Genomic DNA, 14988 nt, shown 5'->3' with positions numbered 1-14988 from the left:
CGCGTCCGGGGGAACGTATTGACTAGTTCTATTCAGAAGACCAGGATGTGAATAGAGCTGGATCATCAACGGAGTATCAGCAGGAGGCCGCCCGATGTCAGGACCCCACCCGCCCGTCTCCCGCCGCCACCCTCAAACGAGGCCCTCCGGGCCGCCCCCTGGTGGAGTACGAGCCCCGCGCGGCACCGAGCTGAACACGCTCGGCTGGCAGCAGGAAGGCGCCCTGCGGATGCTCATGAACAACCTCGACGCCGAGGTCGCCGAGCACCCCGACAAGCTGGTCGTCTACGGCGGCACGGGCAAGGCGGCCCGGTCCTGGGAGGCGTTCGACGCGATCGTGCGCACGCTGAAGACGCTGAAGTCCGACGAGACGCTCCTCGTCCAGTCCGGCAAGCCGGTCGGCGTCCTGCGCACCAGCGAGTGGGCGCCGCGCGTGCTGCTCGCCAACTCCAACCTCGTCGGCGACTGGGCCAACTGGGAGGAGTTCCGCAAGCTGGAGGCCGAGGGCCTGACCATGTACGGCCAGATGACGGCCGGCTCGTGGATCTACATCGGCTCGCAGGGCATCGTGCAGGGCACCTACGAGACGTTCGGCGCGGTGGCCCGGAAGAAGTTCGGCGGCACCCTCGCCGGCACGATCACCCTCACGGCCGGAGTCGGCGGCATGGGCGGCGCCCAGCCGCTCGCCGTCACCATGAACGAGGGCGTCGCGCTCTGCGTCGACGTCGACGAGACCCGCATCGACCGCCGCATCGGCACCCGCTACCTGGACGTCAAGGCCGACAACCTCGACCACGCCCTGGAGCTGGCGGTCCAGGCCCGCGACGAGCGCCGCGCCCTGTCCATCGGCGTCGTCGGCAACGCGGCCGAGGTCTTCCCCGAACTGCTGCGCCGCGAAGCCCCGATCGACATCGTCACGGACCAGACCTCCGCCCACGACCCGCTCGCCTACCTCCCCCTCGGCATCGCGGTCGAGGACTGGGACAAGGAGCGCGAGGCCGACCCGGCGGGCTTCACCGACAAGGCACGGCAGTCGATGCGCCTGCACGTCGAGGCGATGATCGGCTTCCTCGACCAGGGCGCCGAGGTCTTCGACTACGGCAACTCCATCCGCGACGAGGCCCGCAAGGCCGGCTGCGAGCGCGCCTTCGACTTCCCCGGCTTCGTCCCGGCGCACATCCGCCCGCTGTTCGAGGAGGGCCTCGGCCCGTTTCGCTGGGCGGCCCTCTCCGGCGACCCGGCGGACATCGCCAGGACGGACGCCGCGATCAAGGAACTCTTCCCCGACAACAAGCACCTGCACCGCTGGCTCGACATGGCCGCCGAACGCATCTCCTTCGAGGGCCTCCCCGCCCGCATCTGCTGGCTCGGCTACGGCGAACGCCACCTCGCGGGCCTCAAGTTCAACGAGATGGTCGCGTCCGGCGAACTCTCCGCCCCGGTCGCCATCGGCCGCGACCACCTCGACTCGGGGTCCGTCGCCTCCCCGTACCGCGAGACCGAGGCCATGAAGGACGGCTCCGACGCGATCGCCGACTGGCCGCTCCTGAACGCCCTGGTCAACACGGCCTCCGGCGCGTCCTGGGTCTCCCTCCACCACGGCGGCGGTGTCGGCATGGGCCGCTCCATCCACGCGGGCCAGGTGTGCGTCGCCGACGGCACGGACCTCGCCGCCCAGAAGATCGAACGCGTCCTGACGAACGACCCGGCGATGGGCGTGATCCGCCACGTGGACGCGGGCTACGACCACGCGGCCGAGGTGGCGGCGGAGCGCGGCGTGCGGGTCCCGATGCGGGAGGGCGAGTGAGCAACGCGGCCGATCGAGCCCCGCACGGTCAAGTCCCGCCGACACCAGCATCTCCGGCGCTTGAGGAGCTGGGTCCGGGGCAGGGCCCCGTGACATCGGCCCCGACCTTCCTGGAGATGTGGCGGGACCTGGCCCCCATAGGCCGCCACCCCGAAACGAAGGGCTACCGCCGCCACGCCTGGACGGCGGCCGACGCCGACTGCCGGGCCTGGTTCAAGGCGCAGGCCGAGACCCGCGGCCTCACCTACGAACTGGACCGCAACGGCAACCAGTGGGCCTGGCTGGGAGACCCGGAAGCGGGCGACGCAGTCGTCACCGGCTCCCATCTGGACTCCGTCCCCGACGGCGGCGCCTTCGACGGCCCCCTCGGAGTCGTCTCCTCCTTCGCCGCGCTGGACGAACTCCGCCACAGGGGAGCGGAGTTCACCAGACCCCTGGCCATCACCAACTTCGGTGACGAGGAGGGCGCCCGCTTCGGCCTGGCCTGCGTGGGCTCCCGTCTCACCGGCGGCCGCCTCACCCGCGACGAGGCATTCGCCCTCACGGACGCCGACGGCATCACCCTCCCGCGGGCGATGGAGCGCGCGGGCCACGACCCGGAGGCGATCGGCCCCGACCAGGACCGCCTGTCCCGCATCGGCGCCTTCATCGAACTCCACGTGGAGCAGGGCCGCGCCCTGGACCTGTCCGGCGACGCGGTCGGCATCGCCAGCGCCATCTGGCCGCACGGCCGCTGGCGCTTCGACTTCCGCGGCGAGGCCAACCACGCGGGCACGACCCGCCTGGCCGACCGCAGGGACCCGATGCTCCCGTACGCGGAGACGGTCCTTGCGGCCCGCAGGGAGGCCCGACTGGCGGGCGCGGTGGCCACGTTCGGCAAGATCGCCGTCGAACCGAACGGCGTCAACGCCATCCCCTCCCTGGTCCGAGGCTGGCTCGACTCGCGCGCCGCCGACCAGGACGCCCTCGACCGTACGGTCACGGCGATCGAGAAGGCGGCCCGTGAGTACGCGGACGCGCACGGCATCGACGTAGCCCTGACACGCGAGTCCTTCACCCCGGTCGTCGACTTCGACCACGCGCTGCGCGACGAGATGGCCCGCATCCTCGGCGCGGGCGCCGGTTCGGCGGACCTCAGGGTCCCCGTCCTGGGGACAGGCGCGGGACACGACGCGGGGATCCTCGCCTCGTCGGTCCCCACCGCCATGCTGTTCGTACGCAACCCGACCGGCGTCTCGCACTCCCCGGCCGAGTCCGCGTCCGAGGACGACTGCGTGGCGGGCGTGCGCGCCCTGGCCGACGTACTGGAAGGACTGGCCTGCAAGTGACGACGTACTGGTTGGAGCACGCCTGGCTCGACCCGACGGTGGAGCCGGGCGTGGCGGTGGAGGTGTCGGACGACACGGACGGCACGGCCCGGATCACGGCCGTCCGCAAGGAGGTGGAGACACCCCCGCCGGGCGCGACCGTTCTGCGCGGTCTGACCCTCCCCGGCCTGGCCAACGCCCACTCCCACGCCTTCCACCGGGCGCTGCGCTCGACGGTCCAGGTCGGCTCGGGCACGTTCTGGACCTGGCGCGAGACGATGTACTCGGTGGCCGACCGGCTGACCCCGGACACCTACCACGCGCTCGCCCGGGCGGTGTACGCCGAGATGGCACTGGCCGGCATCACGGCGGTCGGCGAGTTCCACTACCTGCACCACGCCCCCGGCGGCACCCCCTACGCCGACCCGAACGCGATGGGCGAGGCGCTGATCGCGGCGGCGGCGGAGGCGGGCATCCGCATCACGCTCCTCGACACGGCGTACGTCTCCTCGGGCTTCGGCAAGGAACCGGACCGCCACCAGCGCCGCTTCTCCGACGGCACGACGGAGGCCTGGGCCGAACGGGCGTCCCTGCTCAAGGAGCGCCCGCACGCCAGGATCGGCGCGGCGGTGCACTCGGTGCGGGCGGTCCCGGCGGACCAGCTCTCCACGGTGGCAGAGTGGGCACGGGCCCGCCGGGCCCCGCTCCACGTGCACCTCTCCGAGCAGACGGCGGAGAACGAGGCGTGCGAGGCGGCCCACGGCTGCACCCCCACCCAACTCCTCGCGGACCACGGGGTGCTGGGCCGGTCCACGACCGGCGTCCACAACACCCACCTCACGCCCGCCGACATCGCGCTCATCGGCGGCACGGGCACCGGCACCTGCATGTGCCCGACGACGGAACGCGACCTCGCGGACGGCATCGGCCCGGCGGTCGCCCTCCAGCAGGCGGGTTCCCCGCTCTCCCTCGGCTCGGACAGCCACGCCGTCATCGACCCGTTCGAGGAGGCGCGCGCGATGGAGCTGAACGAACGCCTGCGCTCCCGGACCCGCGGCCACTGGACGGCGGCGGCCCTGCTCCGCGCGGCAACGGTCGACGGCCACGCGTCGCTCGGCTGGCAGGACGCGGGAACCCTGGAGGCCGGGGCGGTGGCGGACCTCGTGACGCTGTCCCTGAACTCGGTCCGCACGGCGGGCGCGGCACCGCACCTCGGCGCGGAGACAGCGGTGTTCGCGGCGAGCGCGGCGGACGTGACGGACGTGATCGCGGGCGGCCGCCGAGTAGTGACGGAGGGCCGCCACGCCTTGGTGGGCGACGTACCGACGGCCTTGACGAACGCGATCACGGCACTGCACGCATAAGCACAAGTCAGCCCGCCCGACACAAGTCAGCCCGTCCGGCACAACCCAGCCCCTCCGGCGATTGAGGAGCGGGGTCCGGGGCAGAGCCCCGCGACCTCAGGAAGAAGGAGCCAGCGCCATGACGCCGCCGAGCAGGACCACCGCCATCACGAACATCGGCACCCTGGTCACCAACAACCCGAACCTGGGCGGCAGCCCCCTCGGTCAGATCAAGAACGCCGCCCTGATCATCGAGAACGGCAGGATCGCCTGGACGGGCCCGGACAAGAACGTCCCGGCGGCGGACGAGGCCCACGACGCGCAGGGCCGAGCCGTGATCCCCGGCTTCGTCGACAGCCACTCCCACCTCCTCTTCGCGGGCGACCGCACGGAGGAGTTCAACGCGCGCATGGAGGGCAGGGCGTACTCCGCCGGAGGCATCCGTACGACGGTGGCGGCGACCAGGGCGGCAACGGACGCCGAGCTGGAAGCGAACCTGACCCGCTACCTGACGGAGGCGCTGCGCCAGGGCACGACCACGTTCGAGACGAAGTCCGGCTACGGCCTGTCGACGGAGCACGAGTCCCGCGCCCTGCGCATCGCGGCGTCCCACACGGACGAGGTCACGTACCTGGGCGCCCACATCGTCCCCCCGGACTTCGCGGACGACCCGGCGGCGTACGTGGAGCTGGTGACCGGCGAGATGCTGGACGCCTGCGCGCCCCACGCCCGCTGGATCGACGTCTTCTGCGAAAAGGGCGCCTTCGACGGCGACCAGGCGCGGGCGATCCTGATGGCGGGCAAGGCGAAGGGCCTGACCCCCCGCATCCACGCCAACCAGCTCTCCTACGGCCCCGGGGTCCAGCTGGCGGTGGAGCTGGACGCGGCCAGCGCGGACCACTGCACGCACCTGACGGACGCCGACGTGGAGGCCCTGTCGCAGTCCGACACGGTGGCGACCCTGCTGCCCGGCGCCGAGTTCTCCACGCGGGCGCAGTGGCCGAACGCCCGCCGCCTCCTGGACGCGGGCGTGACCGTGGCCCTGTCGACGGACTGCAACCCGGGCTCCTCCTTCACCTCTTCCGTCCCCTTCTGCATCGCCCTGGCCGTACGCGACATGGGCATGACCCCGGACGAGGCGCTCTGGTCGGCCACGGCGGGCGGCGCGGCGGCCCTCCGCCGGACGGACGTGGGCCACCTGTCCCCGGGCGCCCGCGCCGACCTGGCCTTCCTGGACGCGCCGAGCCACGTGCACCTGGCGTACCGGCCGGGGGTGCCGCTGGTCGGCGAGGTGTGGCGGACGGGGTCACGGGTCGCCTGAGAGGGCAAGGCGCCGCGCCCGCCGCGGAACGTCGAGGGCCCGCCGGTCGTCTCCGTGACAACCGGCGGGCCCGCGGCAGGACTTGGGTGCTCTATTCCTCGACCGTCAGCCCCTTGCGGAGCTTGACCAGGGTGCGGGAGAGCAGGCGGGAGACGTGCATCTGCGAGATGCCCAGCTCGTCGCCGATCTCGGACTGCGTCATGTTGGCGACGAAGCGCAGGGAGAGGATCTTGCGGTCGCGCGCCGGGAGTTCGGCGATGAGGGGCTTCAGGGACTCGATGTACTCGATGCCTTCGAGACCGTGGTCCTCGTAGCCGATCCGGTCCGCGAGCGCGCCCTCGGAGTCGTCCTCCTCGGGCTGGGCGTCGAGGGAGCTGGCGGTGTAGGCGTTGGACGCCGCCATGCCCTCCACGACCTCGTCGTTCGACAGGCCCAGGCGCTCGGCGAGCTCGGCCACCGTGGGGGCCCGGTCGAGCTGCTGGGCGAGCTCGTCGCCCGCCTTGGCGAGGTCGAGACGGAGTTCCTGGAGGCGCCGGGGCACCCGGACGGACCAGGAGGTGTCGCGGAAGAAGCGCTTGATCTCACCGACGATGGTTGGCATCGCGAAGGTGGGGAACTCGACCCCACGGCTCAGCTCGAAGCGGTCGATCGCCTTGATCAGGCCGATGGTCCCGACCTGGATGATGTCCTCCATCGGCTCGCTGCGGGAGCGGAACCGGGAGGCCGCGAACTTCACCAGGGCGAGGTTCAGCTCGACCAGGGTGTTGCGGACATAGGAAAACTCGTGGGTGCCCTCTTCGAGGGACTCAAGACGCTCGAAGAGCGTCTTGGAGAGGGCGCGGGCGTCGACCGCTCCCACCTCGGCGAACGGCGGGATCTCCGGGAGCCCGTCGAGACCTTCCAGAGCGTCGGACTCGAGGTCGGAGTGGCGTTCCGGTGTGGGTGTCGACGTCGCCTGGGCGGAATGCGATGCGTCGAGCCGGGGTGACATGATGTCCTCCATCGTTCTCGGCATATGGCTGCCGATGCCAATACGTGCACTGTCGGGAGTGCGGCGCCTCCATAGCCGGCGGGTTCGTTTTCTGTCCTTACTAGGCCTACCCGCTTTCGTCGCCGGGCCGCAAGTGCGCTATGCCCCTAAATGTCCGTTTCTTAGGGGTTGTTGGGTACCGGGTGCCGTACAGAAGGCGTAGTGTTCGAGGGCGTCAACCGGCACGTCGAAGGCAGCGAGAGAGAGACGTCATGGACCGCGGGACAGTCGGCAGCGCTCATCGGGGCCGGCTTCTGGTCGAGGTACGGGAAGAGGGCGCCAGCGCCGTCGTGACCCCGGTGGGTGAGCTGGATCACCACACCGCGGATCTGCTGCGCGAACCCCTCGAAGAATGCCTGGTGAGCGGCTTCTCCCGGCTGGTGGTGGACTGCGCGCGGCTCGAGTTCTGCGACTCGACGGGGCTGAACGTGCTGCTCGGGGCGCGCATCAAGGCCGAGGCCGCGGGCGGCGGGGTCCATCTCGCCGGAATGCAGCCGGTGGTCGCCCGGGTCTTCGAGATCACCGGCGCCGACGCCGTCTTTACGGTGCACGAAACCCTGTCCGCGGCGCTCGCCGCGGAGTGAGCGGATGCGCTCGTGCCCCGGAGCGGCAGAAGTTACGCTCCAGTTGTCTCCACGTGATCGAGGCGTTATCGGCGTCACAGGGTCCGCACGGAATCGATGGGTGTTCTCGTCGTCCCGCCGGGCAGGAGACACCCGACCACCCCTGCAACCCTGAGCCCTGAGTCCTGAAGAAGAAGCTGAAATGGTGAATCGGTGAGGTGAAGTGCTGATGAGCACCACCCGGCCTTACTCGCCGGGCGACCACGGCCCCGAGTCCGGCGATGTTCCGGCTGCCGGCGGCCGGCAGGTCCGCACGCTGAGCCTCGCAGGGGCGAGCGGCATCGTGCCGCTGGCTCGTGATTTCTCCCGGGACGCGCTGCACGCGTGGGGCTGGCTGCCCGCCCCGACCGCGGAGAGCCGCGCCGCCGCCGAGGATGTGCTGCTCGTCGTCTCCGAGCTGGTCACCAACGCCTGCCTGCATGCCGACGGGCCGGACTCGCTGACGGTCTCCCTCGACAACAAGGTCCTGCGCATCGAGGTCGCCGACCACGGTGCCGGGCAGCCCGAGCCGCGCACCCCGCACCGCGCGGGGCGCCCCGGCGGCCACGGCATGTTCATCGTCCAGCGCCTCTGCCTCGACTGGGGCGTCGTGCGCACGCCCGGGGTCGTGGGCAAGACCGTCTGGGCGGAGCTGGGCACACCCGCCTGAGTTCGGCCCCGCACCCCTCCTGAGAGCACGCCGGATCGGCCTCGGTCCCGGCGTGCTCTTCGTGTTCCCGCGTCTTCCCCTGCTCTGTGTCTTCCCTCGGCAAGGCCCCGGGCGTACCTTGAGCCACCCGCATCTGATGAACCGTCAGCAATTGAGCTGTCGGCCGCCGTCGGTCTGGAGGGATCTCGAGGTGTCGTACCGGACGTACCAGAAACGAACCGCCGCGTGTGCGCTCGGCGCGGCCCTGGCCGGCTCGGCGGTGCTCATGTCCGCCCCCGCGGCGCGGGCCACGGTGCAGGACGTCAACTACCAGTGCAAAACGCCGATCGGCAACAAGTCGGCCGTCTCCCCGATCGACATGAAGAGCGTCAAAAGCGGCAGCGGCTACAAGATCACGATGACCTTCCAGAAGGGCGTCTCGTCCAGCCCGGTCGAGCTGGGCAAGGGGGCGATGAACCCGAGTGCGGTGATCAAGCTCGGCGGGGCGGACGGCGGGTCGCTGCCGGTGTCGGGGCCGCCGAACTCAGCGGCGATCCCCGCCAACAGCCCCATCAAGATCAGTGATCTGTCGGGCACCTACACGCCGAAGAAGAGCGGCAAGGTGACCTTCACGGCGGGCGTCCTGACCATCAAGGCGCTCGGCACGACGACGACGTGCACACCGGGCAACAACCCGAAGCCGTCCCTGGAACTGACGGTGCAGGGTGCGGGCGGCGCCGCTTCGGGCTCCGGCTCCGGCACGGACAACGGCGGCACCTCCACAGGGGGCGGCTCCGCCGGCGACGACCAGCTCCCGCAGACCGGCCCCGAGGACTCCGCGATAGCCCTGGGCACCCTGGGCGGAACGGTCCTCCTGTCCGGAGTGGCAGGCACGCTGTGGCTCACCAGGAGGCGCCAGGAAGGCACGCCCCGCTAGGGGCGCGAGGAACCGCGCGAGCAACGCCAATGCGCCCGCACCCACGCCCCCCAGCAAGCCCCCCGCCAGGGGCGCGGGGACCGGCGCGACCAGCCACGACGCCGCCGTACCCGCCGATGAGAGAGAGCTTCCGACGGCGGCTGGGCCTGACGGTGGGACGCGCCGGGGCAAGCACGCGGCCAGGGGCGCGGGGAACTGCGCGACCAGCCACGACGCCGCCGCACCCGCCGACGAGGGAGAGCTTCCGACGGCGGCTGGGCCTGGCGGTGGGACGCGCCGGGGCAAGCACGCGGCCAGGGGCGCGGGGAACTGCGCGACCAGCCACGACGCCGCCGCACCCGCCGACGAAGGCCAGTTTTCTACGGCGGCTGGGCCTCCCAACAGGAAGCGCCGGGGCAAGCACCCCGCCAGGGGCGCGGGGAACTGCGCGACCAGCCACGACGCCGCCGCACCCGCCGACAAGACACCACCACCCGCGGCGCATAGGCGTCGCAGCCGCGGTGGCCGCCACTCTCTGGGCCGCACTCATGCCCACCCCCGCCGCCGCGGACGCCCCACCCTGGACCCTCACCCCGTCCGCCGGCACATCCCCCGCCCGCCCGTACATCTACGCGGAGGGCACCCCCGGCACCGTCCTGGAGGACAAGGTGGCCGTCACGAATCCGACCACCAGGCCCCTAGGGGTGACCTTGCGGGCAACGGGGCCCGACGCCTGGATCACGTTCGCGGAGCGCTCCGTACGGGTCCCGGCCCGCACCCGCGCCGAGGTCCCCCTCACGATCACCGTCCCGAGGACCGCCACCCCGGGCGACTACCCGGGCACGGTCGTCGCGGACGCGGAGGGCCGGACCTCGGGCGTAGCGGTCCATCTGCGGGTCAGCGGCCCCACCCTCTCGGCGCTCACCGTCGAGCACGTACGGATGGTCGACGGGGACCGGATCACGTACGACGTCGTGAACCGGGGCAACACCACACTCACCCCCCGCCTCGCGGTCACCGCCGACGGGCTCCTCGGCAGCGTCCTCGACAAGGCGCCGCGCACGCTGCCGCTGAGGCTGCCGCCCGGCCGCCGCGCCGCCCTGTCGGAACCCTGGCCGGACGCCCCGACGTTCGACGCCGTCGAGGTGAAGGTGACGGTCACGGCGGGCGGCGGCGCCCGGGACTCGGCGACCGCGACCGCCCGGTTCGTGCCCTGGGGGCCGCTCGGGGGCGCACTCGCCCTGGCCGCGGTGGCGGTCGGCGCCGTCTACAGCCTCGTACGCCATCGCCATCGCCATCGCCATCGCCATCGCCAGCGGCACGGCACCGGTGCCGGTGATGTGAGGAGCGCGCCATGACCCGTCGCAGCGCACACCGCGCCCCCGCCGCACGGCTGCTGACCGTCCTCGCCCTCCTGGCGGGGCTCCTGGCGAGCACGGCGCCCTGGGCTGCGGCGGCGGACCCGCCCACCGTCGGCCTGTCGAGGGCGGAGGCGGGCGCGGGCGGGTCGATCACCGTCAAGGGGAAGGGGTGGGGGTCGAGGACGCTGCTGATGCTGCTGGTCTGCGGGCAGTCGAGCCCGGCGCGCGGCGTCATCGGCGGCACGAACTCCTGCGCCAACGGGGACGGGCGCGCCGTCACCACCGACCCGCGCGGCACGTTCAGCAGGCGGCTCCCGGTGGTCGAGCCGCCGAGGCCGTGCCCGTGCGTCGTCCACGTGGCGACGGTGAAGGGTGGCCCGAAAGCGCAGGTGGACGCCGTGCTGAAGGTCGCGGGGCATCCGGTGCGGGCGCTGCCCGCCGAGTCCGGCGCCGGTCGGCTGTCGATGGTCACCGACACCCGGCTCGACGGATCGAGCTCCGTCCTGACGTGGTTCGGCGCCCCGCCCGCCCGCACGTTCGTCTTCACGGTGGGCAACGTCGGCCCGTCTCCCGTCCGCGACCCGGTCTTTCAGGTCGGCACGGCGCACGGCGTGTTCGCTCCGCAGTACGAGGAGCAGCAATGGCGCGGCACCATCGCGCCGGGCCGCAAGGCGCGGATCGCCCTGCCGGTCGAGCTGGCGGGCGGCGCCCACGGCGACTACCTGGTGTCGCTGAAGTACGGCGGCAAGGTCCTTGCCGAGCAGCCGTGGGGCGTCGGCAGGCCGTGGGGCGTGGCGCTGTTCTGGCTTCTGCTCTGCGTCGTCGTCCCGGCGGCCGTCTTCCGGATCGGCATGGCGGTCGTGGACCGGCTGCGCCCACGGGACCCGGGCCGCCCGCATGGGGCGGGACGACACCGTGGCCTCGCCGTCCAGCGCCTCGCCGCCCTCCCCGGTCGCACCCACAGGACGCCGGACCGCACGAAGAGACCCCCGAGACGGACGCGCCGCGGGACGGCGCCGCCTCCGCCACGACGACCCTGCCCTGGTTCGCCCCGGACACCGGTCCGGGCGGACCCGCGGCCGGGCAGCTCTCCGCACCGCCCGACAACAACAGGACGACGAAAGGAAACACGTGAGCAGGCAACGGAGAGCCGGTGCGGCCGGCTGTGCCCTGATCCTGTCCGGTGCGGGGCTCTGGCTGGCCGCGACCCCGGCGCACGCGGCCGAGTCCTCGTTCAGGACGGAGTGCATACCGCCGTCGATCTCGGGGCTTCCGCCGGTCGAGGGCACGACGGTCGCCGATGTCACGGCACCCGCGACCGCCAAGGTAGGCGACGAGATCGACGTGGTCTGGAAGACCACCCAGGCCGCCTCGAAGAACCCGGACGTCCTCGATCTCGACGCCGACACCGTGCAGCCCACGGGCACGGTGAAGGTGGGCGGCGCGCAGACCGGTGACCTCGAGGTGCAGGGCGCCCGGAAGAACCCGGCGATCCCGAAGAACAGCCCGATGGTCCTCTCGGACATGACGGGCAAGCTGAAACTGACGGCGGCCGGGGACGTGACGCTCACCCCGGACGCGTACACCATCAACGTCAACAAGCCGATCTCGACCGACACCAAGTGCACCCCGAAGGAGACGGTCAAGCCCGCCGTGACCATCAAGGTGACGGACGGGGGAGGGGCGGGCGGCACCAGTGGTGCGGGCGGCACGAGCAGCGCCGGCGGAACCACGAGCACCGGCGGCACGAGCGGCGCGGGCGGGACCAGCTCGGGCGGCTCCACCAGCTCGGGCGGGACCACCAGTTCAGGCGGGACCACCAGTTCAGGCGGGACCAGTACCGGCGGCTCCGGCGGCGGCGGAGGCGGCGGCCAGACCGACTTCACCGGCAAGGAGGTCTCCGTCCCGTACGCCTGCAAGACGCCCATCGGCGACAAGAACGCCACGTCCCCGGTGCAGATCAACGCGAAGAAGGACGGCGGGAGCTACGCGCTGACCGTCAAGTTCGGGGCGTCCGTGATGGACAGCCCCGCCGACATCCCGGCCGACTCGGTCAAGCCGTCGATGGCGGTGAAGCTGGGCGGCGCCGACAAGGGCACGGTGAACGTCGAGGGCCCGACCAACAAGGAGCCCATCAAGTCCGGCGACCCGATGACGATCCCGGACCTGACCGGCACCTACAAGCCGGGCGCCGACGGGAAGTCGACCCTGTCGCCGGGCGTCCTGACGGTGAAGGCGCTCGGCACGACCACGACCTGTACGCCGACGAAGACGGAGGTCTCCCTGGAGATCGACACGAAGGCGGTCGAGGGCGGCGCGAGCGGCGGCTCGGGCGCCGGCGGCGGGAGCGGCTCCGCGGGCGGCTCGGCGGGCGGCACAGCGGCCGGTGCGGGCTCCGCGGGCGGTGGCGGCGGCCTCGCCGAGACGGGCGCGTCCAACGACGGCGCCCTGCGCGCGCTCGGCCTGGTCGCCGGGACGGTGATCCTGCTGGGCGGGGCGGTGTTCACGTTCCTGCCGAGGCGGCGGGCGGCCCGGACACGCTGACGCACGCCCGGGCGGCCCGGACACGCTGACGCACGCCGGACCCGCCGACGTACGAAAGGGCCGCCGCACCGGAGCATCGGTGCGGCGGCCCTTTCACAGCAGGGTGGCGGCGTCCGTCAGTTGACGGAGCCCATCAGCTCCTTGACCTTCTTGCGGGAGGTCCAGATGCCGAAGCCCGCGATGACCGCGAGGATCGCCTCGACGGCGACCGCGCCGGTGTTGTTGAGGTCGACGCCGAGCTGCGGAGAGGTCAGCAGACCCGTCACCGAGTCGCCCGCGGTGACCGCGAGGAACCAGACACCCATCATCTGGGCGCTGTACTTCTCCGGCGCCATCTTCGTGGTCAGCGACAGGCCGACGGGGGAGAGGCACAGCTCGCCGACGGTCTGGATGAAGTAGATCGCGACCAGCCACATCGGGCTGACCCGGCCGCCGTTGGCGGCGGTGTCGAGCAGCGGGATGAGGAAGACGGCGAAGGAGATGCCGATCAGCGTGAGGCTGGAGGCGAACTTGACGGCCGTGCTCGGCTCCTTGCCGCGCTTGTTCAGCCACAGCCAGGCGGAGGCGACCACGGGGGCGAGCGCCATGACGAAGATGGGGTTCAGCGACTGGTACCAGGAGGTCGGGAAGTCGAACCCGAGCAGGTGGTTCGTCGTCTTGTTCTCGCCGAAGATCGACAGCGTCGAACCGTTCTGGTCGTAGATCATCCAGAAGACGGCGGCGACCACGAAGAACCAGATGTAACCCGACAGCTTCGACTGCTCGAGCGTGCTCAGCTCCTTGTCGCGCTTCATGCGCGCCAGGACGGTGATCGGGATGATCAGGCCGGCGATGATCAGCGGCATCAGCGCCCAGTCGGCGAAGTTCCCGGTGACGCCCATCAGCGTGTAGAGCGCGACGGCGACGATCAGCCAGATCAGGCCGTTGCGCAGCGCGGAGCGGCGCTGCTCGGCCGTGGCGGGCTGGGAGACGACGCTGCTCTGCTCGCTGAGGTGGCGCGAGCCGAGCAGGAACTGGCCGAGGCCGAGGGCCATACCGACCGCGGCGAGCGCGAAACCGGCGTGCCAGTTCCAGTTCTCGCCGACGGTGCCGATGGTCAGCGGGGCGAGGAAGGCGCCCACGTTGATGCCGATGTAGAAGAGCGTGAAGCCACCGTCACGGCGCGGGTCCTTCGGACCCTGGTAGAGGTGGCCGACCATCACGGAGATGTTCGCCTTCAGCAGGCCGGAGCCGAGCGCGACGAGCGCCAGACCGGCGAAGAAGGTGGCCGCGCTCGGCAGGGCGAGCGTGATGTGGCCGAGGATGACGACTCCGGCGCCGATGGCGACCGTCCTGCGGGGACCCCAGAAGCGGTCCGCGACCCAGCCGCCCGGCATGGCGAGCAGGTAGACCATCGACATGTAGACGGAGTAGATCGCCGTCGCGTTGGTGGCACTCATGTGCATGCCGCCGGGCGCGATCAGGTACAGCGGGAGCAGTGCCTTCATGCCGTAGAAGCTGTATCGCTCCCACATCTCGGTCATGAAGAGAGTGGCCAGTCCGCGGGGGTGGCCGAAGAAGGTCTTCTCGGTCCCAGGGGTGCTGGGCGAGTCCTTCGTCAGGCTGGACGCCATGGTCGATCCTCGGGGGTGTGCGGGACGCGCGCCGCAGTGCTGGTGCGCGCCCGGTGGGGGGTCGGCCGGCACCGGAGTCCTACCGTCCTCCCCACGCCCGGGGGGATTGCCGCTGCGAGGTGATCGCACGCGACGAGGTACGGCGGACCCGGGATCCACACCCCGGCACGCTTCGCTGCGTGCGGGGCCCGGCCACAGGTCGTTCCTTTCGATGCTGACCGCGGTCAGCTCACACAGGAAAGGGACCTTCGGTGCGCAGTGCGCTCCTAAGGTCCCCCATTAGTGCATCAGGCGTTCGGTCACCATACGACACGACACTGCCGGATATGGAAGGACTTGAGAGATGGATCACAGGTCCTCATGGAACCGCCCGCGCTGTTTCGAAGGTGTTTACCAGGATCGCACCCCACAGCCGCAGGACGCGAACCCGGAGGCCATGGCTCCGTTTCTCCCGGCCGTCACCCGGCAGAGCGCTCTCGCCGATCACCCCACGGC

General features: G+C 71.7%; 12 protein-coding genes. 10 read left to right on the top strand and 2 right to left on the bottom strand.

Going from position 1 to position 14988, the window contains the following annotated elements:
* Positions 1–94 precede the first annotated feature (94 nt).
* From hutU to hutI, 4 genes are all read left to right on the top strand, one after another.
* Positions 95–1807: a urocanate hydratase gene (hutU, locus tag C1N81_RS21260; RefSeq protein ID WP_394431415.1), complete on the top strand. Its 1713-nt coding sequence runs from the start codon at positions 95–97 to the stop codon at positions 1805–1807.
* Positions 1808–1923: 116 nt separating this feature from the next.
* Positions 1924–3135: an allantoate amidohydrolase gene (locus tag C1N81_RS21255; protein WP_394438124.1), complete on the top strand. Its 1212-nt coding sequence runs from the start codon at positions 1924–1926 to the stop codon at positions 3133–3135.
* Positions 3126–4478, top strand: coding sequence for a formimidoylglutamate deiminase (locus C1N81_RS21250; RefSeq protein ID WP_394438122.1), 1353 nt, complete (start codon positions 3126–3128; stop codon positions 4476–4478). Before C1N81_RS21255 ends, C1N81_RS21250 begins: the two co-directional genes overlap by 10 nt.
* A 118-nt stretch (positions 4479–4596) precedes the next feature.
* Positions 4597–5778 (top strand): imidazolonepropionase, encoded by a 1182-nt coding sequence (gene hutI, locus C1N81_RS21245; RefSeq protein WP_394431414.1) that lies wholly within the window; start codon positions 4597–4599, stop codon positions 5776–5778.
* 91 nt (positions 5779–5869) lie between these two features.
* Here hutI and C1N81_RS21240 read toward each other — a convergent pair whose 3' ends face one another.
* Positions 5870–6769: an RNA polymerase sigma factor SigF gene (locus C1N81_RS21240; RefSeq protein WP_394431412.1), complete on the bottom strand. Its 900-nt coding sequence runs from the start codon at positions 6767–6769 to the stop codon at positions 5870–5872.
* 251 nt (positions 6770–7020) lie between these two features.
* Here C1N81_RS21240 and C1N81_RS21235 point away from each other — a divergent pair, with 251 nt between their 5' ends.
* The 6 genes from C1N81_RS21235 (at position 7021) to C1N81_RS21210 (ending at position 12880) form a co-directional block, all read left to right on the top strand.
* Positions 7021–7392, top strand: a complete 372-nt coding sequence (locus C1N81_RS21235) for an STAS domain-containing protein (protein WP_394431410.1) — start codon at positions 7021–7023, stop codon at positions 7390–7392.
* A 208-nt stretch (positions 7393–7600) separates the two neighbouring features.
* A complete protein-coding gene (locus C1N81_RS21230) occupies positions 7601–8080 on the top strand; it encodes an ATP-binding protein (RefSeq protein WP_394431408.1) in 480 nt (159 codons plus the stop codon).
* 190 nt (positions 8081–8270) lie between these two features.
* Positions 8271–8996: an LPXTG cell wall anchor domain-containing protein gene (locus C1N81_RS21225; protein ID WP_394431406.1), complete on the top strand. Its 726-nt coding sequence runs from the start codon at positions 8271–8273 to the stop codon at positions 8994–8996.
* A gap of 527 nt (positions 8997–9523) precedes the next feature.
* On the top strand, positions 9524–10333 hold the full coding sequence (locus C1N81_RS21220) for a COG1470 family protein (protein WP_394431404.1): 810 nt from the start codon (positions 9524–9526) through the stop codon (positions 10331–10333).
* Positions 10330–11793 (top strand): hypothetical protein, encoded by a 1464-nt coding sequence (locus C1N81_RS21215; protein WP_394431402.1) that lies wholly within the window; start codon positions 10330–10332, stop codon positions 11791–11793. Before C1N81_RS21220 ends, C1N81_RS21215 begins: the two co-directional genes overlap by 4 nt.
* A complete protein-coding gene (locus tag C1N81_RS21210; protein ID WP_394431400.1) occupies positions 11681–12880 on the top strand; it encodes a hypothetical protein in 1200 nt (399 codons plus the stop codon). Before C1N81_RS21215 ends, C1N81_RS21210 begins: the two co-directional genes overlap by 113 nt.
* Positions 12881–12996: 116 nt before the next feature.
* On the opposite strand, the gene C1N81_RS21205 is transcribed toward C1N81_RS21210, so the two are convergent.
* Entirely contained in the window at positions 12997–14493 is a 1497-nt protein-coding gene (locus C1N81_RS21205) for a peptide MFS transporter (protein ID WP_394431398.1), read from the bottom strand.
* Positions 14494–14988: the final 495 nt, after the last annotated feature.

The organism is Streptomyces sp. SGAir0957 (assembly GCF_043523415.1).
This window is presented reverse-complemented; position numbering and strand designations above follow the sequence as displayed.